Source organism: Paenibacillus xinjiangensis (assembly GCF_059686975.1).
The window spans coordinates 54,355-78,739 of the sequence record NZ_JCAALS010000026.1; the positions used below are offsets into that span (position 1 = coordinate 54,355).

The 24,385-nt window shown below is 41.8% G+C and carries 22 protein-coding genes; 18 read left to right on the forward strand and 4 right to left on the reverse strand.

What is annotated here, in order from left to right:
• Positions 1-18 precede the first annotated feature (18 nt).
• On the forward strand, positions 19-441 hold the full coding sequence (locus tag AC6ESP_RS22685; RefSeq protein WP_497099014.1) for an Rrf2 family transcriptional regulator: 423 nt from the start codon (positions 19-21) through the stop codon (positions 439-441).
• Positions 442-602: 161 nt separating this feature from the next.
• On the forward strand, positions 603-1,436 hold the full coding sequence (locus AC6ESP_RS22690; RefSeq protein ID WP_497099047.1) for a divergent polysaccharide deacetylase family protein: 834 nt from the start codon (positions 603-605) through the stop codon (positions 1,434-1,436).
• On the opposite strand, the gene AC6ESP_RS22695 is transcribed toward AC6ESP_RS22690, so the two are convergent.
• Positions 1,401-2,093 carry an N-acetylmuramoyl-L-alanine amidase family protein gene (locus AC6ESP_RS22695; protein ID WP_497099015.1) on the reverse strand — a complete coding sequence of 231 codons (693 nt, stop codon included), beginning with the start codon at positions 2,091-2,093 and terminating at the stop codon, positions 1,401-1,403. The two genes, AC6ESP_RS22690 and AC6ESP_RS22695, sit on opposite strands and share 36 nt — an antisense overlap.
• Positions 2,094-2,225: 132 nt before the next feature.
• Between AC6ESP_RS22695 and AC6ESP_RS22700 the strand changes: the two genes are divergently transcribed.
• Positions 2,226-2,432, forward strand: coding sequence for a YqzE family protein (locus tag AC6ESP_RS22700; RefSeq protein ID WP_497099016.1), 207 nt, complete (start codon positions 2,226-2,228; stop codon positions 2,430-2,432).
• A gap of 12 nt (positions 2,433-2,444) precedes the next feature.
• Here the strand turns inward: AC6ESP_RS22700 and AC6ESP_RS22705 are convergent, their stop codons facing one another.
• The 3 genes from AC6ESP_RS22705 to AC6ESP_RS22715 form a co-directional block, all read right to left on the reverse strand.
• Positions 2,445-3,320, reverse strand: coding sequence for a hypothetical protein (locus AC6ESP_RS22705; protein ID WP_497099017.1), 876 nt, complete (start codon positions 3,318-3,320; stop codon positions 2,445-2,447).
• Positions 3,321-3,493: 173 nt separating this feature from the next.
• Positions 3,494-4,438, reverse strand: a complete 945-nt coding sequence (locus AC6ESP_RS22710) for a YqhG family protein (RefSeq protein ID WP_497099018.1) — start codon at positions 4,436-4,438, stop codon at positions 3,494-3,496.
• A complete protein-coding gene (locus AC6ESP_RS22715; protein ID WP_497099019.1) occupies positions 4,435-6,258 on the reverse strand; it encodes a DEAD/DEAH box helicase in 1,824 nt (607 codons plus the stop codon). The genes AC6ESP_RS22710 and AC6ESP_RS22715 overlap by 4 nt, the downstream gene beginning before the upstream one ends.
• 288 nt (positions 6,259-6,546) lie before the next feature.
• On the opposite strand from AC6ESP_RS22715, the gene AC6ESP_RS22720 reads away from it, so the two are divergent.
• From AC6ESP_RS22720 to AC6ESP_RS22790, 15 genes are all read left to right on the forward strand, one after another.
• Positions 6,547-9,153, forward strand: coding sequence for an adenosylcobalamin-dependent ribonucleoside-diphosphate reductase (locus AC6ESP_RS22720; RefSeq protein ID WP_497099020.1), 2,607 nt, complete (start codon positions 6,547-6,549; stop codon positions 9,151-9,153).
• Between the two features lie 116 nt (positions 9,154-9,269).
• Positions 9,270-9,551, forward strand: a complete 282-nt coding sequence (locus tag AC6ESP_RS22725) for a hypothetical protein (RefSeq protein ID WP_497099021.1) — start codon at positions 9,270-9,272, stop codon at positions 9,549-9,551.
• A 528-nt stretch (positions 9,552-10,079) separates the two neighbouring features.
• On the forward strand, positions 10,080-12,026 hold the full coding sequence (locus tag AC6ESP_RS22730) for a dehydrogenase E1 component subunit alpha/beta (RefSeq protein ID WP_497099022.1): 1,947 nt from the start codon (positions 10,080-10,082) through the stop codon (positions 12,024-12,026).
• 31 nt (positions 12,027-12,057) lie between these two features.
• Entirely contained in the window at positions 12,058-13,161 is a 1,104-nt protein-coding gene (locus AC6ESP_RS22735; RefSeq protein ID WP_497099023.1) for a 2-oxo acid dehydrogenase subunit E2, read from the forward strand.
• Entirely contained in the window at positions 13,154-14,152 is a 999-nt protein-coding gene (locus AC6ESP_RS22740; protein WP_497099048.1) for a nucleoside-diphosphate kinase, read from the forward strand. The genes AC6ESP_RS22735 and AC6ESP_RS22740 overlap by 8 nt, the downstream gene beginning before the upstream one ends.
• A gap of 18 nt (positions 14,153-14,170) precedes the next feature.
• Positions 14,171-15,412: an aspartate aminotransferase family protein gene (locus AC6ESP_RS22745; RefSeq protein WP_497099024.1), complete on the forward strand. Its 1,242-nt coding sequence runs from the start codon at positions 14,171-14,173 to the stop codon at positions 15,410-15,412.
• Between the two features lie 3 nt (positions 15,413-15,415).
• A complete protein-coding gene (locus tag AC6ESP_RS22750) occupies positions 15,416-16,483 on the forward strand; it encodes a phosphotransferase (RefSeq protein ID WP_497099025.1) in 1,068 nt (355 codons plus the stop codon).
• 39 nt (positions 16,484-16,522) lie between these two features.
• The gene (gene hisC, locus AC6ESP_RS22755) at positions 16,523-17,578 is read left to right on the forward strand and encodes a histidinol-phosphate transaminase (RefSeq protein WP_497099026.1); all 1,056 of its coding nucleotides are present in this window, start codon (positions 16,523-16,525) and stop codon (positions 17,576-17,578) included.
• 37 nt (positions 17,579-17,615) lie between these two features.
• Entirely contained in the window at positions 17,616-18,566 is a 951-nt protein-coding gene (locus AC6ESP_RS22760) for a nucleotidyltransferase family protein (RefSeq protein WP_497099027.1), read from the forward strand.
• 46 nt (positions 18,567-18,612) lie between these two features.
• On the forward strand, positions 18,613-18,861 hold the full coding sequence (locus AC6ESP_RS22765) for an acyl carrier protein (RefSeq protein ID WP_497099028.1): 249 nt from the start codon (positions 18,613-18,615) through the stop codon (positions 18,859-18,861).
• Between the two features lie 59 nt (positions 18,862-18,920).
• Complete coding sequence (locus AC6ESP_RS22770; RefSeq protein WP_497099029.1) at positions 18,921-20,627, forward strand: thiamine pyrophosphate-binding protein; 1,707 nt, start codon at positions 18,921-18,923, stop codon at positions 20,625-20,627.
• 22 nt (positions 20,628-20,649) lie between these two features.
• Complete coding sequence (locus AC6ESP_RS22775; protein ID WP_497099030.1) at positions 20,650-21,600, forward strand: NAD-dependent epimerase/dehydratase family protein; 951 nt, start codon at positions 20,650-20,652, stop codon at positions 21,598-21,600.
• Positions 21,601-21,620: 20 nt separating this feature from the next.
• Positions 21,621-22,559 (forward strand): radical SAM protein, encoded by a 939-nt coding sequence (locus AC6ESP_RS22780; protein WP_497099031.1) that lies wholly within the window; start codon positions 21,621-21,623, stop codon positions 22,557-22,559.
• Between the two features lie 57 nt (positions 22,560-22,616).
• Positions 22,617-23,882: a hypothetical protein gene (locus AC6ESP_RS22785; protein ID WP_497099032.1), complete on the forward strand. Its 1,266-nt coding sequence runs from the start codon at positions 22,617-22,619 to the stop codon at positions 23,880-23,882.
• A gap of 52 nt (positions 23,883-23,934) precedes the next feature.
• Entirely contained in the window at positions 23,935-24,318 is a 384-nt protein-coding gene (locus AC6ESP_RS22790; RefSeq protein WP_497099033.1) for a cupin domain-containing protein, read from the forward strand.
• Positions 24,319-24,385: the final 67 nt, after the last annotated feature.

Genomic DNA, 24,385 nt, shown 5'->3' on the forward strand with positions numbered 1-24,385 from the left:
TCTACGGAGGTGGTCGGGATGACCAGTAATCGATTTGCCGTAGCCATTCATATTTTGTCCTTACTTGAAGTGAATAAGAATGGCAGAACAACGTCGGATATGATTGCCGGCAGTGTTAATACGAATCCAGTCGTGATACGAAGAATAATGGGACTGCTAAGTAAGGCTGGACTTGTCACGACTAGTGCGGGAGTAGCAGGCGCCTCGATTACGAGGCCGGTGAGCGAGATTACCTTGCTGGACATCTATCGGGCGGTGCAAGGTGATAAGCAGGATGATCTGTTCGCTATTCACCAGAAGCCTAATCCGAATTGTGATGTCGGCCGTAACATACAGTCTTCTCTCGAAATCGCATTTAATGATGCTCAGCTTGCTATGGAGCATAAGCTCAGAGATATTACGCTTGAGCAGATTACGAACGATCTGCGTACCAAAATCTAAATTACAGCATTAGAACGAAGATCCTCCCCGCCCATTAATGATGAATGGATGGGAGGATCTTTTGTTTTGCATATTTTTCCTCGTTTGGACAAACAATGAAAGAGATATTACTCATATTAACGATTGGTGAGTGACGACGAGGAGTGTAAATTGTGAGAGAAATGGCCGTATTCAGATTGAAATATCTCCTATTGTGTGCAGCTATAGTCATTAGCATCAGTCTAGCAGGGGGAATGGCTTCCGCTTCTGTTATTCCGCCGGCAGCTTCAGCAGCGATGACAGGAGAGCCAAGCCGCCAGGTTGCTATTGTGATTGATGACTTCGGGAACGGCAATGATGGAACGGATGAGATGCTGCATCTGCCGGTTAAGTTCACCGTAGCCATCATGCCTTTTATGCCGAGTACCGTCAAAGATGCAGAGGAAGCGCACAAGCTGGGTCATGATGTCATTGTCCATATGCCGATGGAGCCGAACAAGGGCTTGAGGAAGTGGTTAGGCCCTGGTGCGCTTACGACCGATATGAGTGATGCGGAAGTACGCAAGCGGGTAGAGGAAGCGATTGATAATGTTCCCTACGCTATAGGCATGAATAACCATATGGGCTCAAAAGTTACTGCTGATGAGCGAATGATGCGTATCGTTATCAGCGTATGCAAGGAGCGTGGACTGTTCTTTCTAGACAGCCGAACAAGCTATCACACAGTCGTTCCCAAAGTAGCAAAGGAACTGGGCGTTCCTCTGCTATCCAATGATGTATTCCTGGATGATGTGTATACGGAAGCCCATATCTCCAAGCAGATTGATGTCATTCGTAAGCATCTGGAGCAGAATGAGCAATGTGTAACGATTGGGCATGTCGGCCCGTCTGGCAAGAAGACAGCAGCTGTGCTGAAGCAATCGATACCGAATCTGGAATCTGGCTCGAATGTTCAGTTCGTCAAGCTGTCAGGCATGCTGTCACCGGGTGAGCCATTTGTATTGCCGAATCCCTGAAGCGATCGCTGAGGCAATTCGCAGCTGCTGGCGAGGGTCGGATAACATCGTGCGATCCTCTTCATTACTGATGAAGCCCATCTCGACAATGACCGCAGGCTGCTCGACACGACGCAGCAAATAGAAGGGGTTGCCTTCTCTAGGATAATTGGCGGTTTCCTGCTGCCGGTTCAGCGTATCTTGGATGCAAAAAGCGAGCAGTGCGCTTTCGCCACTCTGCTGGTGCAGTACCAGAGGTCCGAACTTGCTGCGGTTTTTGGTTGCATTCACATGAAGACTAATGAGCAGCTCGGTTTGAATCTCCTCCGTCAGCTGCCTTCGCTGAGACAGGTCCCTGCGGTGGCGTGATTTGCTAATATGCCATCTGTTATCGTCACTAAGAGCGTAGTCACCTGTTCGATTGAGTACAGCCGGAATTCCTTGACTGTTGAGCAGCAAATACAGCTTCTGTGCAACGGCCAGATTAATATCCTTTTCGACCATCTGATCTGCTGTAGCTCCGCCGTCAATTCCTCCATGGCCTGCATCGATTAACACGACGGCTGACGGTCTAAGCACACTGTCCTCAGGGGCTTGCGTTTGTTCAAGGGGAACGGCTGCCGTACATATAGGCAGGATCAGCATCAGGGTTATGACGAATGGCAACTTTTTGAACACAAAGGTTTCCTCCTATATCCGGCGGTTATATGGATGTACCGTTAGCGTACCTTAATGGAGGAAAACTCATACACGTTTATGAATGGATTAGACAGGGCAAACTTGAACTAACACATAAACGAGGTGATTCTAATGGCGACTAAAGGTAATGATCTGATCAAGTACATGACGGTTCAAATTGTGAATTACATGGAGACACCGAAGGATGAACGGAAGCAGACGAGGGCATCAGCCAAGGCAGTTAGGGAGCATTGGCTGACGCGATGGTTCGGCTGGGGACCTATGAGCATTATGCTGTGGTGGAAGGCTAGAGGAGAACGCAGCGTTAAGGCTAAGTGATGTGATTACAAGCTAAGTATAGAAATGGCCGAGCTCGGTCAATAGCTGAAGCGGGATATAACGCTTAGATTCGCCGAGCTCATCGGTTTCAAGACGGATGTAGATCTCTCCGTTGCTCCATTTGTCGTAGCCAGTTGCCGACCATACGTACAGCATTTGACCGTCATATCGCTCTGCTGTGTAATAGAGCTTCTTCTTGGACCCTAGTTCGGTCAGAACGGGGGTCTTATTGAGGTTGTTTGCTTGCAGCGGCGCATTCGTCAGCCATGGCATCCTGCCGTATGGATCGAAAGAGCGATTGGCGATATGCTTAAGAATAGACACTGGTTGCGTAATATCGGTATTGGATAATAGCTTATTTTCCTCGACCAAGGACTCTTCCCACACCTGATCAGATAAAGGCAGCTCTTCTCCGCTCATCGCATCATAATAATGCGTAGTATCCCCATTCGTTCTCCACACCGCTAATAAGGGATGTATATACATGACCTGACTCGTCGAGCTCCCAGACTCTTCATCAAGCTGCTGTAGTGCAGCTTCATTATATAGATAGGCTCCCAATCCATATTCCCCTAGTGAGTAGCCGCCTTGCTCTAGAGCTTGTACAACCAGATAACCGACAGCATTCTCATGCTGCTTCACGACTGCCAGCCAGTTATGCGTACCTGGACCGAGAGGGGTTACCTCGAATGCGGCCGATTTCCATTGCTCGAAGGTCGGCTGTTTGGCGAGCTCGGATATCCAGCTCTGGATATATGACTTCAGCTGCGCTTCATGTGCGGTGTCTGTTAGAGGAATTTCGGTCTTACTGGCAAGAACGCCAGCCGAGGAGGACAAGGCAGAGGCGACGATAACGGCTGTTAAGAGCCTGCTTAACCATTTGCGCATAATACAAATCACCCTTTTCTAAGAAGCAGGTCGTGCGGCTCCTGCCTGATTTGAGTCCAACACGACCATTGTAACCGGACAAGCTGGAAGAAGACTGTTAGAATGTGTCGCGCGATTGATTAGCGGATGCATTCTATTTTTGACGTATTGGTGCGGTTCCCGTCTGATTGCTGTTATTCGATACCTTCCAAGTGGAAAATACCGCAGTTAATGGCGGAAGAGGTCACTCTTGGCTCATATTGCCACTTGATCTCAGATCTGCGCTGCCTGTATTGCTCCTCAATCGCTTTCTTGAAATCTTCTTCAGCATGGTTAAGCTGCGGCTTATAATAAGAGTCGATTCGCTCGAGCTCCTCTTCCAATCGTGCTGTAGCATCGACAGCCCAGCTGTAATCATAGCTCTTCAGCTTACGCTCAAGTGAGTGCTCGATAACGGCAAGCGCTTTGGTTAAGGATAAGCCATTCTTCGTCACGTGAACGTTAGCTGGCAGTCTAGGTGAAAGCTTCATGCCTTGCAATCGGTCGTAGAACTGCTCCACGCATTGCCCAGTTGCAAGGGAGATGCCATAGCTGTGAATTTCCTCGCGTTTGCGGTCACAGGCGAATTCGACTCGCATATTGACTCCAAGCCATGCCGTATAAGGCGTTGATTGAAAAGGATTGGAAGCGCGCTTGTCCGGTTCCTGGAACAGGTTGACGTAGCTGCCTAAAGACTTGGCTGCATGGAACAGCTGATCAAGCTTGCGTGAGCCAAAATGCAGGTCCTCGCGGGGCATACGCACGGCTGACAGATTGCCATGGACAAAGCCCATTGATCTTCCGATAGCAGCATCCGCTGCAGCTGCCGTCCCATCCAGAGGGCTTGAGATAGGAGGCGGTTCTGGATTCGCAATGGCCGCCTCGTATTTCTGCTTATCTGTGACGAATAGGAACGTCATTGTCTCTGGATCTGCGCCAGTTCGATCAACGAAGCTCCAATAATAGGGGCGGTTCGTCAGCTCGCGATCTGCGGAAGGTGACAGCTTGACGGTGAAGTGAGCAGGCGACTTCTCCAGTATGGAACATTCCGTTGCTTCCAAGTACCGATGCACGAACTTGTGTATCTGCTTCTCATTCATGGCCTTATCTCCACCTTCTGGCCTAATGCCGTCATCTGCGTAAGAATTGCTGGTTCAGTAGAGGACATTGGCTCCGATTCAACCTCATCACGTATTTTAACGATGGTGGAGCCCAAGCTGCTGAGCTGCTCCTGTAGAATCTGTTCATTCCCGCCTGACTCGATTAGCATTTTGGCAAGCTTCTGCTCCAAGGAGCCCTCGCCTTTCTCGAATTTCTCTAGAATATGATCCAATCCGCCAATAACGAGCTCGAAGAGATTGATTTTCTCATGCAGCAGGTTGACGATATGCTCTTCGATGGTTCCAACCGTGCACAGATTGTAGATCTTCACATCCTCCGTCTGTCCAAGACGGTGAACACGGCCGATCCGCTGCTCGACCCGCATCGGATTCCATGGCAGATCGAAGTTGATCATATGGTGGCAGAACTGCAGATTAATGCCTTCGCCGCCAGCCTCTGTAGCGATCAGCACCTGTGCACGTCCACGGAACAAGTCCATCATCCAATCCTTCTTGCCGCGGTTCATCCCGCCCCGATAGGGTACAGCTATCATGTTATGCGAGCGGAAGAATTGCAGCAAATACTCCTGCGTAGCCCGATATTCGGTGAAAATAATAACTTTATCGTTCATTTCTTGAACGAGCTCAAGTGCTTTCTCCGCCTTCGTATTCGCTTGAATATGCTTAATGAATTCAACCAGCTCCCATATCTTGGGACGCAGTGGTGAATCCTCTGCCGTCTTCTTGAACAGATTGACTAGTGTCAGGAAGACGGCGTCGCGGCTGCTGCATACTTCCCGTTGAAGCGTTACGAGTGACAGCATGCTGCTCATATCACCTTCGCTCTCGGCATATCGGTCGCGAACGAAGCCGGTTACAGCATCATAGAGTGCTTTCTCATCAGGAGACAGCTCAAGCCGAATATTCCGGACGAACCGTTTGGTGAAATTAATCCCTCCGTCTCCGCGTCTGTTGCGGATCATTACAGTCGATAGGGCATCCTGAAGCTGATCCTCATTCTTAGGCAGTCGTTTGTCTACTACGAAGTTGGCGGCAAATTCAGATTGACCACCTAGCTGGCCAGGCTTAAGCAGAGTGATGAGGTTATATAATTCGTCAAGGTCATTCTGAATGGGCGTTGCCGTCAGAAGCAGACAATATTTTTTACGGAGCTGGATGACGAACTGGTAGTTGGTTGTCTTCTTGTTCTTGAGCTTATGCGCTTCATCGATAATGACCATGTCGTAGTCGCTGCCGAGAATGATGTCCTTGTGGGGGTCGCGCTTGGCCGTATCAATAGAGGCGACGACAACATCGTACTGCCAAGTATGCTCCTTCTTCTGGGCGAATGCGGAAATACCAAACTTCTGATTCAGCTCCCGTACCCATTGAAGGACGAGGGAAGCGGGAACGAGAATAAGGGCGCGCTTCACTAGTCCACGGACCATATATTCTTTGAGTACAAGCCCAGCCTCAATTGTTTTGCCAAGCCCTACCTCATCTGCGAGAATAGCTCGGCCTCCCATCTCATGCAGCACCTTGCGTGCTGTACTAATCTGATGGGGCATTGGCTCAAGATCGGGAAGAGATCGCATGCACTGCAGCTGCTCGAAGCTCTCAATGCGCTTGGCCTGCTCAGCCTCCATAGAGAGCTGATAGAGGGTCCAATCGTCCCAAGGGCCATTCTTAGCCATACGGCTCTGCAGCTCCTCGAACCAGGAACGATCATGCTGCAGGTCGATGAGCGGGTGAAGCTTGCGCGCTGCGTTCGTTGTGCCCGCTGTGGACTCATTAGGCTGATTATTAGTAGTAGAGGACATTAGAGCAGCTCCTTTCGGGAGAAAAAGGGATAGTTGTCTATAGTATGGCCTTAACATGGAATATTAATAAGAAAGTGAATAAATAAACGACAGGACAAGCTAGCGCAAGCGTATAGGCGAATGGCTTGAGGAAATTGATGGATTAAGGCGAAAATGAGGGTGGAACCCAATATGTAGTATGGTGTAAATTAATTTATACACAATATATTGTGTCCTGGTCATATTATAGTAGATGAGGTTTAATGAAACCAGGAATCGTGGGAGAGCGATGGGAGGCTGTCAATACTTATGAAGATGACGACGAATAATCGGCTTGAAGGGTTAAGTGAGAAAATATTTTTGGATAGATACGCATGGAAAAACGCAGATACGAGCCAAGTGAAGGCAGGGGACATCGTGCTCGTGCTCACGAAGGATGATCCGAAGTTTCCGGCCAAAGAGGTCGGTGAAGTCATTGCCCGTGAAGGACAGCGGGTGAGTGTCAAGCTGCGAAGCGGCGATGAGATTACTGCTGATGTAGAGAAGCTGACGCTGACGATTGAGCAGACGCCTGAGGAAATGTGGGATCGCTTGGCGGGTGCTTTGGCTAACGCTGAGAAGAGTGAAGAGAATCGCGAAGTATGGACGGAGCGCTTTCGCTATATTCTCGATGACTGGAAGCTTGTGCCGGGAGGTCGGATAGCAGCAGGTGCGGGTGCAAGCGAAGAGCTGACCCTGTTTAATTGCTATGTTATACCTTCTCCGAAGGATAGCAGGGGTGGCATTATGACGACACTCGCCGAGATGACGGAAATTATGGCGCGCGGTGGCGGCGTGGGCATTAATCTATCCTCATTGCGTCCGCGGAGAGCTATTGTTGCTGGTGTGAACGGGAGCTCAAGCGGTGCTGTGTCTTGGGGCGGCTTGTTCAGCTATACGACTGGACTTATTGAGCAAGGAGGCAGCCGGCGCGGAGCTCTTATGCTCATGATGAATGACTGGCATCCGGATGTGTTGGATTTCATTACAGTTAAGCAGACGATGGGACAGGTTACAAATGCGAATCTGTCTGTATGCGTCAGCAATGCCTTCATGAAGGCGGTCAAGGAGGATCTCGATTGGGAGCTCGTATTCCCGGATACGAAGGACTCGGAATACGACGAGCTATGGACGGGTGATCTTGAGGCATGGAAGCAGCTCGGCAAGCGAGTGATCCCGTATAAAACAGTCCGTGCACGCGAAATCTGGCATACCATCATAGAATCTGCATGGAAATCTGCTGAGCCTGGCGTTGTGTTCATGGAGTATTACAACCAGATGTCGAACAGCTGGTATTTCAACCCGATCATTAGTACGAATCCGTGCGGCGAGCAAGGTCTTCCAGCATGGGGCGTATGCAATCTGTCTGCGATTAATCTGTCGAAGTTCTATGATGAAGTCAATCATGAGGTGAATTGGACGGAGCTGGCGCAAGTGACACGCTGGTCGGTACGATTCCTCGACAATGTCATTGATACGACGCCTTATCACTTCGAAGAGAATGAGAAGAATCAGAAGCGGGAGCGCCGGATTGGGCTTGGGACGATGGGGCTGGCTGAGCTGATGATCAAGCTGGGCATTCGCTATGGCAGCTCGGAATCGCTTGTGTTTCTAGATAAGCTGTACGGCTTCATGGCAAGGGAGGCCTATCTGGCATCCGCGGATATTGCTGCGGAGAAAGGCTCGTTCGAAGCGTTCGAAGCCGATAAGTTCCTACAGAGCGGCTTCATGCGCAATATGGTTGAAGCGTTCCCTGAAGTTGGTGATGCTGTGCTTGAGCAAGGCATCCGGAACGTAACTGTTCTCACGCAAGCGCCGACAGGCAGTACAGGTACGATGGTAGGTACATCAACGGGAATCGAGCCGTATTTCGCCTTCGAATATTTCCGTCAGAGCCGGCTAGGGTTCGATAAGCAGCTTGTGCCGATCGCACAGGAGTGGAAGGATGCCCATCCTGGAGAAGAGCTTCCTGATTATTTTGTCACATCGATGGGACTGTCCGCGAAGGATCATATCCGTGTGCAGGCCGCGATTCAGCGATGGGTAGACAGCTCAATCTCGAAGACGGCCAATGCACCGAATGATTTCACCGTGGAGGAGACGAAGGAGCTGTATGAGCTGGCCTTCGACCTAGGCTGCAAAGGCGTTACCATCTATCGGGACGGAAGCCGCGATGTTCAAGTCTTGTCGACCGGTAAGGAAGACAAGGAGGGCAGCAAGGTTGGAGTGGAATCGCAGGCAGCTGCGGCAGCTCAAGCTGATTCAGACGTGCAGGAAGTGAAACCTCCTGCCAAGGGCGAGAGTCTAGCATCGGCTGCTGCTCCTCAAGCAGCTCAAGTGCTGGATAAGGCGTATAAGAGTCGTCCACAAATACTGCGAGGGGCAACTTATAAGGTCAATACGCCATTCGGCATGGCTTATATTACCATCAATGATCTGAATGGTATACCGGGTGAAATATTCTTGAATGTAGGCAAGGCAGGCTCAGATGTATTCGCCATGGCAGAAGCGCTTGGCCGTGTATGCTCCTTGTTCTTACGCTATGGCGATCACGGCAACAAAGTGAAGCTGCTCATCAAGCACTTGAAGGGAATAGGTGGCTCCGGCGCTATCGGCTTCGGCGTGAATCGCGTGGAGTCGATTGCCGATGCGGTGGCGAAGGCACTAGAGATTCACATCGACAGCGGGAATGAACAAGCGGCAGCAGTAGAAACAAATGAATCAGGGATAACGAGTAATCAACAAGGCAGCCGAGTTCATCACGGACAGGTTGAAATAGGCTCCCTGGACCTGTGTCCTTCCTGCGGATCAGCTTCGCTGATTAATATTGAGGGCTGCAAGCAATGTAGTAATTGCGGGTATAGCAAGTGTAATTAAAGTTATTTTTGTATGCGAAGGTTGGAGGAATATATTGGGGGCCTGATATGGCTCCCTACACTTGTAGACGAATCTTAGAGAAGCTGAACGTAATAGGAAATAAGAACCAAATACATATGAAAAACTTCCAAACCTTATTAAATCATAAAAATATGATGGTTATGCGAATTAAATATATGTTAGAAAATAATTATTTGGAAAGTGACGAATTACTAACAGAATGTGTAAAAGTGAGAAATGATAGTTTTATATTACAGAACTTATTCATTAAATATAATGCTACTAAAGCTAATATTATAATAAATAAAATGATCAATTTAATAGATGAAATTACCATTTGCGAGAAAGAAGTACTAGGAAAAATGTTGGATTGTTTATACAAAAATAAGGAGCTGTAGCACCAAGAAGTGAACCTGGGCATTGGATGTCCTGCAACACAGAATCCCATACAAGTACAAGGCCAAGTGTTCACGTACTTGGCCTTTTAATTTAAAGGAAGATTGAAAAGATGAGATGAAATGATCTTGACGAACTCTGTATACGTGGATATAATCTTCGTAAATATCAGTTATTGAAGAAATTGGATTTATTACTAAATCTATATTATTGCAATAATTTTAACCTGAACACACATTTTAAAGTATGTTCCAAAAATTTAGCCGGTGTGATTCAGATCGAGGTTAGCGAGAAGTGCCTCGTAGTTTATAGCAAATTTAGAAAAGATCCTCGCATGTATCCCTTTCTTTTGTCCACTTATCCTACCGGTCATTTCTTGACCAACAATTCGAATATGCATTTCTGAACATGTTGCCTGATTCCCTCGATTCTTTTGTCCAGATTATAGACAGTGTACTATCACTTGATTGTGAAGAACGGGCTGCCCAGATCTATTTAACTGGAGATTATAGATTAGGAGAACAACAACAATGATAGATATAGCCTTTATGCAAGAAGCGATTTGTATTAGGCGTGTTGAAGAGAAGTTATTAGAGTTATTTTCTAATGGAAAGTTGAATGGAACCGTTCATACATGTGTTGGACAAGAGTTCTCAGGCATTGCATCTATCAGTCATATCAATGAGAATGACTATGTAATATCCAATCACCGATGTCATGGTCATTATATTTCATACACGAAGGATTGTAAGAGCCTGATTGGTGAATTAATGGGCAAGAAGATTGGTGCTTGTGGCGGAATTGGAGGAAGCCAGCATCTGCATAATAAAAGATTTTTCTCCAATGGCATTCAAGGTGGTATGGTACCGGTGGCTGCTGGATTAGCAATGGCAGAGAAATTGAATAAAACGAATAATATTATCATTGCATTTATAGGTGACGGTACACTAGGGGAAGGCGTATTGTATGAAACGATGAATATAATAGCCAAGTGGCGTCTACCTATGTTGTTGGTATGTGAAAACAATTATTATGCTCAATCCACATTACAAGTGACAAATCTTGCAGGCGATATAACCAATAGAGCTTTAAGTTTTGGAATTGAAACCTTTACAAGTGATATCTGGGATTTAGATACCCTTTTTGAGAATGCGAGTACTAGCATAGATTATGTGAGAAGCACTTCCATGCCAGCTTTTCATTTGGTGGATATGTATAGATTGAATCCACATTCTAAGGGCGATGATTACCGTGATGCCAGTGAGATAGAGAAATATTCCTTGCAGGATCCAATAAATATTTTTCGGAACAGAAACCCGCAATTGTACCAACGGATTGTAGATGAGATAGATCAAGAACTAGATGACATTATAGCAGAAGTTGAAGCCTCTCCCGAACTTAAATTAACTGAATATTTTGTCAATAACGCTCGAAAGAATGACATTGACGACTGGGTGGAGCTCCCTATTATTGCAAAAAGGCAATCTGATTTAATCTATACATTTTTCGCAGAGGAAATGATAACAAATGAAAAATTGCTTTTTATTGGCGAAGATGTTCTCGCTCCCTATGGAGGCGCATTTAAAATAGCAAAGGACTTGAGTGAAAAGTTTCCTGAGAGGGTAATTTCGACACCTATAAGTGAGGCGGCTATAACGGGGATTTCAAATGGCTTGGCTCTGGCAGGGTACAGACCTGTTCTGGAAATTATGTTTGGGGACTTTATCACATTGTGTATGGATCAAATTGTAAATCATGCAGCTAAATTCAGGGGAATGTACAACCAGCAGGTCGAGTGCCCTGTTGTTATCCGAACTCCTATGGGTGGAGGGCGAGGATATGGACCGACGCATTCGCAAACTTTGGATAAGCTTCTGCTTGCCATTGACGGTATTAGCGTAATTGCTTTGAATGCATTGGTAGACCCACGGGTTGTCTATCAAGCAATTATGGATAATGAAAGGAATCCCGTAATCGTTATAGAGAATAAGCTTGATTATGCGAAGCATATAGCTGCGAAACAGCTGGACAATTTCAAGTGCGAATTATCGATGATCACTAATTATCCTGTTGTAAGAATAAGACCTCTTCTTTCTCAACCAACGGCAACAATTATAACCTACGGTGGAGTAAGTAATATGGTTGTTGATTGTATTGAGCCTTTGTTTTACATACACGATGTGAAAACGGAGGTCATTGTCCTATCACGCATAAAGCCAATTGACTATAGCGAAATTATCCGTTCCGTTAGTGTGACTAAGTGCTTATATATTGTGGAAGAGGGGAGTATGTTTCATGGAATAGGAAGTGAAATTATTGCCTCTGTCACTGAACAAATGGAAGATAGGATCGTAGTAAGAAGAATTGCTTCCCTACCTTGCGCTATTCCATCTAACAAAACTCTTGAAGAAAATATACTGGTAAATCGAGATCATATAATGAAAATCATTGGACAGCATAGTCCGAGATATGTGTAACCCACAGTTCTGTTGAGAGGAGAATACAACTATGGCTGTGTTTCAGGAAATATATACACCTAAGGAATATTTAAACGATGAATATGTAAGTGTTGCTAAGCTATTCTACAAAACAGGTGATTATATAAAATCAGGAGATATTCTTCTTGAGCTTGAGGCTTCAAAGGCAAATGTCTCTATTGATGCTAAGGTTGAAGGCTACATCGAATATTTATGTAAGGAGGGTGCTGTATTAAAGATAGGAGAGATTGCTGCCAGAATACATACAGAAAAATATGTGGCTGCGAATAGGGCAGTTGGCGGTTATGAACAGACGGATAGTCTAGCAACAAATAGCTTGGAGCCTATTTATTCACGAGAGGCATCTGAATTAATTAGTTCTCTCGAAATGGATAAGTCTATTTTCTTCGGTCGAGATCTCGTGAATAAATACGATGTGGAAAAAGCGATTCCAAGATATGAAGGTGTAAAAGACGACATTCCTGTGGCTAATACTGTTGATTTCGAATTCAAACCACATACAGCAGCCAAAAAAGCTGAGGTCAATCATTTCCTGAAAGAAGGGAATGTAACCAGCACCATCTATATGCACGTCGATTTCAATGACGTTTCACCTGAAAATAAGTCAAATAAATATCTTTTATCTATTATCGTTTATGAAATCTCCAAATTACTTGAGAAATATAAGGAATTCAATGCGTTCTATTCAGCTGGAGGGACCGCCTATTATAAAAATAAAGAAATAGGATTAGCCATTGATATGGATAAAGGCTTAAAAGTCATAAAGCTGCCTAGTTCAGAAAATATGATGTTGAAGGAAGTAGAGAGCAGTATTTTCATAGCAATGAAAAAGTATATCCGGAATAAGCTTGGGATAGAAGATGTACAAGGCTGTACGTTTACTATTAGTGATTTATCTAATGAAGGTGTTGCTTATTTTAAACCACTTATTAGCTCGAAGCAGTCGGCTACATTAGGAATATCCTCGGTTGATGATAAGCTGCAGCGGTTTACTTTATCTCTTACGTTTGACCATAGGGTAACCGAGGGAAGAAGGGCGTGTATGTTCTTACGAGATCTGAAGTATGCAATTGAAGGGCATTATAATAACCAAGGAGATAACTGTGATGATTAGAGTTCTAGACGATAGTGAATATGGGATAATTCTACTTAAACCAGACGGTATAGAACAAGGAGTACTAGGGTTATTGTTATCCATGCTTGAACAGAACAACCTGGAAATTGTAAAAACGAAAACGATACGTTTGAAATATGAGGATGTCATTAATCATATACGGAGCAACTTTGATATTGAACAATATGCGGAATATATGACGAGCGCAGAAGTTATTGTCATGCTTGTCTATGGACAATGTGCAATTGCAAGGTTGATTGATATAAAACAGAGTACTCGTGGGAAATTTGGATTTTCGAGCAAAACTATGAAAAACCTGATTCACTCTCCGGACTGCGGCAATGAATATTATGAGCATTTTAAATTTTTGTTTCCTGAGCTCGACCTGGCGCAATATGGACAGTATGCTGATTTGAACGTTAAAACATCTGGCAGTGAAGAAGAGGTTCTTGAGGAGCTGCGTATTCTAAATGCGAGAAGCTCGATTTCTTGGGCGGGCATATTATTCGATTATGGAACAAGTGCCTCGTTCCTCGAACAATATGATTCATGCCCCGACAATCGTATTAAAGTACTGATCGGCATTGTGAAAAAGTGTAGATTCAACAATGAAGAATTGAATATTATTGGCTATTTGCCACCTGCCTATCGAACCACTGTTGTTGACCATTCCAACTCGGTAGACCATACAGCTGAGCGTTTTATCGACTGGATTAAGGGGATGAGAGGAGTCTGTGTATTGGATTATCGTCCGTTCCATACTGATTCTGAGCAGCTGATCATTGATTTGAAACAGATAGGCATCGATGGGGTAGTTGTATATGATCCCCGTTATACACAGGAGGCGGTTGCTCGTCTTGAAATCATATCAGAAGATGATTTGAATCTTCTTTTGACCGGAGGATCAAACGGATGTGTAGCTTCAGGACAACTAGCAATGGATAAGACCACATTTCTGAAATTCTCCAAAGTAATGAATATGACGCTGTAATAAAAATGGAGGGATTATATGGATAGCTTATCTAATCGTTTTGCTGAATCTAGTATTTATGTAAAAGAAAGTAGCGGGGCTTGGATCATCGATGAAAATGACAAGAAATATGTTGATTACCTACTGGGCAACTGCTGTCATATTCTTGGACATTCTCATCCCCGGATTGTAGAAGCTATACAAGAGCAATCCAGTAAATGCTTGAATGTTGGGGATCATCATTATCGATTGGCATATGAATTAGCGGATAAAATAAAAGAAATTTCGAGGAAAGATGCGATACGTTTGGTGAATAGTGGATCCGAGGCTGTGCATCTTGCAATAAGATTGGCAAGAGGATATACAAATCGAAAAATTATAGTCAAGTTCTGGGGGCACTATCATGGGTGGTTTACCGAAGAAATAGCTCACTTCGTCCCAGAATTACCTTATGATAAAGGACTGCTAGGTGATTATTCTACCAAGCTGGTGGCAATAGAGTGGAACAATCGGGAACAATTAACAGCTGTATTTAACCAGTATGGTGATGAAATCGCTGCAGTCATCTGCGAACCCGTCTTGTGCCATGCAGGTCCAATTCCCCCCAATGAAGGATATCTGGAATTTATTCGTGAATTAACAAGCCAGAATGGCTCGGTACTCATATTTGATGAATGTATAACGGGACTTCGTTTCTCACTTGGAGGAGCACAGGAGTATTATGGTGTGTACGCAGACATTGTTACCTACTCTAAAGCATTCAGCGGAGGACTCCCCATTGGCATTTGTGCTGGAACCAAAGAAATTATGCAATTACTAGGAGATGGTACCGTATATCAGGCAGCCACATATGACGCTAATCCATTATCTGTGGCTGTGGCCAATACTGTTGTTGATATTGTAAAAGAAGGGGATATTTACAAACATTTTAATGAAATGGGCAGCATGTTGATCACTGGTATTGATGACATATTAAATCGAATGTCCGTTCCACATATATGGCAGGGATTTCCTTCGGTATTTCAATTCTACTTTACAGATAAAGAGAAGATATCCAATAGCTATGAAGCGTTAACCTATAACAATCTTCAACTTTTTAGTTCATTGATTGAAGAATTGATGAAAAATGGGGTTAGCCTTGTTAAAGGAGATTTACGCAATACAGCTAACTCATCTTGGATGTCACAATGGTTTTTGAGTTATGCTCATGGAGTTAATGAAATCGAGTACACGCTGGCAGCGTATGAAAAATCAATAAACAGTGTTTTAAAGAGTAGCTAACCAATGGAAACTCTAAACGTGATCAGCAAATTATCATTCTCGTTGCTTGAGCAGATACTAGGCAAGATAGAATATAAGGCGCAATTAAAAGAATATAAATTAGAACGATTAGTTACGAATATAGCTTTGACAAGTCATGTTTATAAAATCTATTTGTATTATATTCATGCAGGATATAACAGAGAATTAACGCTCATTGTAAAAATTGCGAATAATGAATGTAAGGATATATTTAATTATTTGAATTTTTATCAAAGAGAGATATATACATACAATGAAATTCTGCCATTGCAGAATAAACTACCTTATCCGAATTGCTATTACAATTATTACGACGATACAACAGGGGAATTTATGATTATCATGCAAGATTTAGGTGAATACGAAGTTGGCAATCAATTTAAAGGGTGCAATATAGAATGCACTAGCGCTTTTCTTGAAAAATTAGGTTGTTTTCATCGGCATTGGTTTGATTCAATTACAGACTACAAAAAATCAATGAAAGGATGGACTTTGGACCAGTTGCATTTCAGCCAAAAGGAATTCAAAACCTCATGGGATAATGCTTGGCAGCATTTTGGCCAATACTTGCCCAATTCGTTTGCTAATAAATTTGATGTGATGAACCGGAAGTATATAGATGTTTGGTTGGATATTGATTGCAGCCTGCAATCCTTAATTCATTTTGATTTGCGACTGGATAATCTAATATTTAATGACCAGAAAGAGCTGATGGGAGTAATAGATTGGCAGTTGGCGAGAACCGGGAATATTGCATACGATGTTTCTTTGTTTGTAGTGGGGAATTTAGATATTGAAACCAATCATATGGAATATGACAGCTTATTGAAGCATTACTATGATTTTATCGGATTAGAGGAGCATCATTACAGCTACAATGATTTATTCTATGATTTCAGAAGATCATTACTATGTCATTTCTACCGTGAAATAAACTATTTGGGTTCGGATGATTATGATAAAGAGCAAAGAATGCAGTATGCAAGCACAATATTCAAACGCTATGAACAAGCGCTGGAAGGTCTGGATGTTGTTGATTTTTTGAAATGATGCTCCGTTTTCAAATGAATATGGGGAGAATGATGACAAATGGCGAATGAAATCTGTGAATTTAATCCAACTATATATAGCGGCTCCATATTAAATACAGATGACATTCGATTGTCTCTGAGTGAAAGCCCTTATAACTGTTCCCCAAGAGCTATGGAAGCCATTTCTTCGGAAATTCATAGAATTAATTATTATCCAGACTCTGCTTATAAAGAATTAAGAGTTGAAATTGCGAATAAAAATAATCTTAATCACGATATGGTTTTTATCGGAAACGGTGCCGATGAACTGATTTTTATAATAACATTACTGATCAATAAGAATCGAAATAAAGTGGTAACGACAGAAAAAACGTTTGGCGGATATAAATTCTCATCTAACCTTACAAATAAGTCATTAATAGAATGTTCGCTTGATGATTCTACCGTGAATAGCATTTGCAATGCCGTTGATAGGGATACAGCGATCGTTTTTTTATGTAATCCACATAATCCATTAGGTACCTATTGGGACTATGCGGACATAGCTGCAATCGCTAAGGCTTGTGACAATAACGATGCTCTATTCGTTGTGGATGAAGCGTATATTGAATTTGCGCAAAGAGAGAATATCTCTATGAAAATGATGGAGCATTATAATAATATTCTGGTGCTAAGAACATTTTCCAAAGCTTATGGACTTGCTGGTATCCGATGCGGATATGCAATAGCTAATCCTCATATCATTAAGTCTCTATATGAGATAAGAAATGTACTTCCATATAATCTCAATCGTCTAGCCTATATAGCGGCTCTGGCAGCTATTAAAGACCAGGAATATTTGCGGTATGTGGTTAAAGAAAACGAAATGACAAAACAATGGTTTTATACACAACTGGAGATGCTCAATATTGAATATAGGCTAAGCTCGACCAACTTTGTTACCATAAAATCGAAGAATAGCGATCAGCTTGTAAAGGAGATGTACCGTAGCTATAAAATTATTATTCGTGATCTTTCAGCTTTTGGTTATGAGAATCATATTAGAATCTCATTAGGCTCAAGAGAACAAATGAATATGGTGGTTGAGGCACTGAAAGTGCTGCATTCCTGCTAGGAGAGAGTTTCCATTCTATTATAGAAGGGACAAAATCATGATGAATCTGAACCTGAATGTTAAAAATCCACACATGTTACGAATACAAGAAGAGTCTATTATCAAGAAAAATGCAGAATGGTATGCTTTACTGAAACCTATAGCTGTAGATTTGGCACATATACCTTATGCGGTTATCAAGGGAGAGGTGCTTTCCATTCAGGCGTATGGTGATATCGGTTATAGAGACTCTGGAGACATAGATATCTTAGTATCAAGAAACGATATACAGCAGGTAACGGACATCATGAATAAACATGGTTTTAAGAATATGCTATTTGATGAACAAGGGAACCCCAGGGAGCTTACGAGGAAAGAGAAAATAATGTTCTTGAACTCTCATCAGGTTGCTCCGTTTTATCATATGAACGATACCGACTTCAGTATGAATATTGATGTGAACGTAGATGTCTTTTGGGGGGAGTATAGCGGGAAACGCATTGATCTCTTAGAAATATTGTCAGAAACGATAAGTATGGATTTGCACGGCACTACTATTAAAGCATTATCCATTATGAATGCCTTTATAGAGGTTTGCCTGCATCATTATAAAGAAATGAACTCTATTTATTGCTTTAAGCTTAAGAATCCATTCTCAACCTACATGTATCAGGATATTTATTATTTCTATAAAAGACATATGGAAAATAATATTAACCATTTATTGAGTTATAGCCAGAGATATAACCTTAATGAATATATCTATTATTTATTTTATTATACGAATCAGGTATTTCAAGATGATGCTTTGGCTGCACACATGAAAATGTTTGAGACCCCGCAAGCAGTTCAAAGCCTTAACTTCTATGGATTAACGGATAGTGAAAAAAGAGAGTGGAAAATAGATTTTGCATTTCGGTTGGATCATTCAGATCTCTTCAGTCTGATAGAACCTGATTTAACTAAGGATGACATACTGAAAATTAATACGGTAACAAGTGTGCTGTGAAGAAAAAAAGAAGAGGGAAATGATTAGTAAGACAGAATGAAAGGGAATGGTTCATGTGATTATTGACCAGAAAGATATTATTGAAATTTTGGGAGAAATATTGAATTCTGACATGTCAACCATTGAAGTTAATCCGGACGATGACCTGAAGGCACTTGGTTTGGACTCCATCAAAGCAATAAATTTGGTCGTTCAAATAGAAGAAAAGTATGACATTGAGATTAAAGACGAAGAGCTATTGTTTGAGAATTTTGAAACCCTTAATAAATTAAGAGGATTATTAGATCGTTATTAACATGACGCCATTGCTGGAAATTGATATCAGAGAGGAAGAGTCAGATGAGGACCTTAGAATTGAATACAAATGCCGACGTTATTTCGGGTACTTTAGAAAGTTTGGGTATCAATAAGATTTTTGGAATATCTGGAGGACGGATACTTCCCTTATTCCAAGCAATCAATAAGAGGTCTAACCTGCAGTTGATTGCTGCTCGTAATGAACAGGGAGCAGCTTATATGGCAGATGGATATGCAAGAATTACTAGAAACTGTGGATGCTGTATCAGTACCTCAGGTCCAGGAGCTAGTCATTTACTAACAGGAATAGCTGGAGCATATTACGATTCAATACCTATTCTTGTGATAACAGGACAAGCAGCTTCAGTTGAAATTGGAAAAGGTGGAATTCAAGAGGGCTCAGGTATTAATAGGTCTCCCAATATTATGGGGATTTATCATAATGTATGCAAAGCAAGCTATCGATTAAATAAAGATGATTGTGTTGAAAGTGTAATAAAAGAAGCATATAGAATAGCTACAACGGGTCGCCCTGGACCTGTTCATTTGGATATACCTACAGATTATTTTCTAATGGAATTCAATAAGAATGGAAATGAAATAATTGATATGAATGAAATGGTTGAACCAATAGCAATTACATTAAATGATAGTGATAGGAATAAAATCAATATGCTTATTGAACTTATAAAAGAAGCTAACAATCCAATAATTATGGCTGGACAAGGGGTATACACAGCAGGAGCAACTGACTTGCTGAAACAAGTTCAAGAAAAACATAAAATTCCTGTGTGTACCAGCTTAGGGGGCCGAGGTGTTGTTGACGAAACGAATTCACTCTCATTAGGTATGGTAGGCTGTTACGGACAAGATGTAGCCAATCATTATCTTCTTGAGCAGTCTGATTTAATTATAGGGATTGGTATTTCACTACAATATTTAACGACTTTGGGATGGAATGAAAAAATATCGAACAAATTAGTTCATATTGATATAGATAGTAGGGAGCTAGGAAGAAATTTAACCCCCAAACTTTCATTGCATTGTTCCTTGGTTAACATTCTGCAGAGCATACTAGATAGTGAAGTAAGTATAGATTCTGATAATGTAGCAGAAATAATAGAAATGCAGAAGGGAATTCATGGATATTATCCTACCTTTCGAATATTACAAACTCAGAATGAAATGAAATATGTACACCCAGCAAGATTATTTCAAATATTGACTGAATATTTAGATAACGAGACTGTTGTTATATTAGATTCAGGTGAGAATGCCTATTGGGGAATGCTTTCTCTAAAAATTAAAGCTCCAAACCAGTTATTTCTAAATTATGGATGGGGAGCAATGGGCTACTCCATTGGTGCCTCGATAGGGATGTCTTCCGTATTAAAAGGAAAGGGGAGAGTTTACGCTGTTTGTGGTGATGGTGGGTTTATGATGAATCTACAGGAGATTAGTTGTGCAGTACAATATGATCTTCCATGTACTTGGATCATATTAAATAATAAATGCTATGGAACTCAGAAGCATTGGCAGCGCGACGTATATAATCAAGAATATATTGGTACAGATATGCCAGAAATTGATTTTGTCATGCTAGCCCATTCCATGAATATTCCCGCCGAACGAATATATTCTGAGGATCAGTTAGTGGACGTTCTTAACCAAACAGCAAAAATGCAAGGTCCGTATCTCATTGAAGTACTAATTGATCCACAAGTCAAGCCTCTTCAATCACTTGAATCTCAGCTTGTTAAATAATAATAGATTTAGGAGGTATAACATGAAGAGAGTTCTTGTTACGGGTGGAGCTGGGTTTATTGGTTCCTATCTGTGTAGCTCCTTGGTGGAGAGAGGGGACCATGTTACTTGTATAGACAACTTACTTACTGGAGTGATAGGTAATATTGAGCATTTAAAGAATAGGTTAAACTTTGAATTTAGACAAGAGGATATATTGCATACCAATCTGGATGAGCATTTTGATGAGATTTATCATTTGTCCAGTCCGGCTAGTCCTGTTGCTTATAGGAATTATTCGTTAGAGACTATGTATGTGAATACAATTGGAACAGAACGGCTGCTTCAACTGGCACTTAAATGCAACGCCAAATTCTTATTTACAAGCACCAGTGAAGTTTATGGCAATCCCACGGTTAAATATCAGAATGAAGAGTATATAGGAAGTGTGAATACATGGGGACCTAGAGCCTGTTACGATGAAGCCAAAAGATTGGGAGAAACCTATTGTTATGAATATTTCCATAGATTTCAAGTCGATTTAAGAATAGTTAGAATATTCAATACTTATTCTGCCAGATTACGAGAAAATGATGGACGAGCAATCTCTAATTTTATTAATCAATCATTAAGAAACTCTGACATCACAGTATACGGAACAGGAGATCAAACGCGCAGCTTCTGCTATGTTGATGACACTGTGAGAGGTTTGCAGCAAGCCATGCTGAGTGCAGGTACTTGTGGCCAAGTTATCAATATTGGTAATCCTGAAGAGATATCTATCATGGATTTGGCGAAGTTAATTAAAGAACTAACGGGAAGCAAGAGTAGAATTATTTACAAGTCTCTTCCCATTGATGATCCGCAGCAACGGTGTCCTGATATTACAAAGGCGAAAAGGTTAATTGGTTGGGAACCCGTAATTTCACTTCGAGATGGTATTCGATTAGCAATTGAAGAGTACCAAATGAAGAGTAGAAATAATGTGATATGAGCAATGAAGGAGTGAACGTAATGAAGCAAATTAATTGGGTGCAAATTGAGCCTACCAAGGCATGCAATCTAAAATGTACTTATTGTGCCAGAACGTTGGTCTATGGTGCAAGTTCTTCTCATATGGACAAAACGCTCATGGAGAAGATCGTACATGATTTGGAGAGGCTTCCCAATCTGCAACAAGTATTAATACAAGGTTTTGGGGAACCTTTCTTATATCCTCACTTAATGGATATGGTGAGTCTTATTGAGAAGACAATGTCACATGTTTCTATACAATTGGTTACCAATGGTATGGTTATGAATTCTAGCATACCGACAATCTTATCCAAGACTCATGTCCTTTATATAAGTATAGACAGCTTAGATCGGAACTATTGGGCATCAGTAAGAATTGGAGGAAACTTAGATAGAATCACTGAGAATATACGCAAATTCAAACAAGCAAATCCTAGCCTATCAATGATTATTAACTCAGTGGTTTCAAGCCACACGATTGTAGAACTTGAGTCTCTATATAAGTACGCCGAACAGATGGAGTGCAGCGGTATCCAGTTTATACCTCTATATCCATTAGAGGGTGTAGAAGGAGGACTATCAAGGCAGCATTGGCGGCAATTAGGTGAGGAGGTCAATCGTTTGCGTTCAAAATATAATACGGTGAACATTTATTCTCCATTTGATGTTAACGAACAGGAAAGATGTCCGTGGGTTAATAATGGACTCTATGTATTAATTGATGGCAAGGTGACACCTTGCTGTGTAATGTCCTCTGACGATGATGTAGTATATGGGGATTTAAGTAAAGAATCCTTAGAACAACTATTATCATCAGCTTCAAGGTCATGGTTCAATAAAAGTTATACCAATCATCAAAGCTGTAAAGATTGTACATCTTTATCTTTTTCGAGAATTTGGAATTATGACAACCCTCTGCCATTAATGCGAAGTAAATAGCCGAGTGAGAATAGTATTAAGGTATTGAGATTGTACAGAAAGAAGGGGTAAGTACAGATGGAGGATATAACGAATGCGGCTAGTCATGTGTTGAAAAATATTTCGTCAGAATATATTATAATCGATGCTTGTTCCTATTGCTTTGGTCCTGCATCTTCTATGTCAACGATACTCGATATCATTGGCGAAAAAAAAGAGTTTGATCTATTATTTATTGGCTCGGGTAGTTCTTTGGAATTTCTCAAAGGTCATCCATCCATAGATTTTATATTAGAAATTAACACAGAGAGCTTATCGGAATTAGAACAAATAAAAGATGTCATAGTTGCTTCTTCATTAGTGTTTGTTAATACCAATCCGGTATTGGCCATTTATACCAAGCATCTGAATGTGCCAGTTGTATATGTAGATATACTTCCTTGGATGAATACTTCTATTGAAGCAATAGTACGTTCTATATCCAGTTTATATGACAATGAGAACAAACTTAAGAGCATACCCAATCCGCACTATTTACTAGCTAATGTAGAGAGTTATTTGATGCAGTCCTATCTAGACGAATTTCCGATTGATCCAATGATTAAGAATCCTATACGAATAGCTCCACTATTAGATCGGTATATACACAATAAATCGAATCCAAATATGAAAAGAAAAAAAAGGCTGCTAATTAGTACGGGGGGATTGCTTAACCCCGATACAAAAGACGATACATTAATTCAATATGCTGGTATGGTGACTACTATTGGCTGGGAAGTTGCTCGGTCAATGAACCTAGATGAGGTAATGGTATGCGGTCCAGAAAAATTGCAACAATATATTACCCCTAAAGATGAGAGTACATCCTTAATTATAACCCGTTTACCGCATTCCGAATTCGTTGAAGAGATGCAGAATAGTCAATACCTCGCCATTGTGCCTGGCTTAACATCTATTTTTGAAACCTTTGCTCTGGGTATTCCCACATTACTGCTACCACCAACTAACTATAGTCAAGTCTTGCAGACAGAAGCTGTCATTAATTCCGGCTTAGGAGGGAATCTAGTTATACAGGAGATGTTTGATGAGATTTTTCGTAATACTACAGTACTTGGTGAAATAGAAGGAACAGAAGAGCTTGTAAGAATACTGGGAGAGGAATTACATACAAATTCGTTTCAAAGGTCGGTGAGAAATGGGTTTGAACAATTGTTGAAAACAGGCTTTGAGGATAAATTGCTTCACAAACGACAGGCTTATGTACATGCCCTTGGAAATGATGGACCTGACACAGCAGCCAATCATGTGCTAGACCTGTTTGCATCACAGACTATTAATGGGTAAGCTTTATCCGCATGTAGGCATCTGGACTTCCTTATGGAAAGGACTTGATTAGATGAAGACAATAATACCAGATTTACTATCCTATCAAACTGTATTTGGGTTTTCGACTGGTGTGATTGATCATGTTGAGATAGAACCGGCTGCTTATTACAAACCAGTTATTCACCAAGAAACAGATGAGGTATATGTAGTAGCACAGGGAAATATAGCTTATTATATCGCTGGAGTAAAGTATATATATGGAAAAGGTGATATCTTCAAAGTTTCACGTGGTGTTCCACATGGATTTATTAACTTTACGAATGAGAAGGTAGAAATACTGTCTATTCTATTTCCAAAATATGATCCCAATGATGTTATTTCGATTGAAGAGGGAGTTGATAGTCCTTTTAACCTTGATCTAGAACAATTTAAAGCAGCGTGCAAGGTCAAATAAAAGCAATATGTGATCCAACTTGCTATGGCCAATAAGAACTTTACAATTCCAAAGGTAAGTCATATAC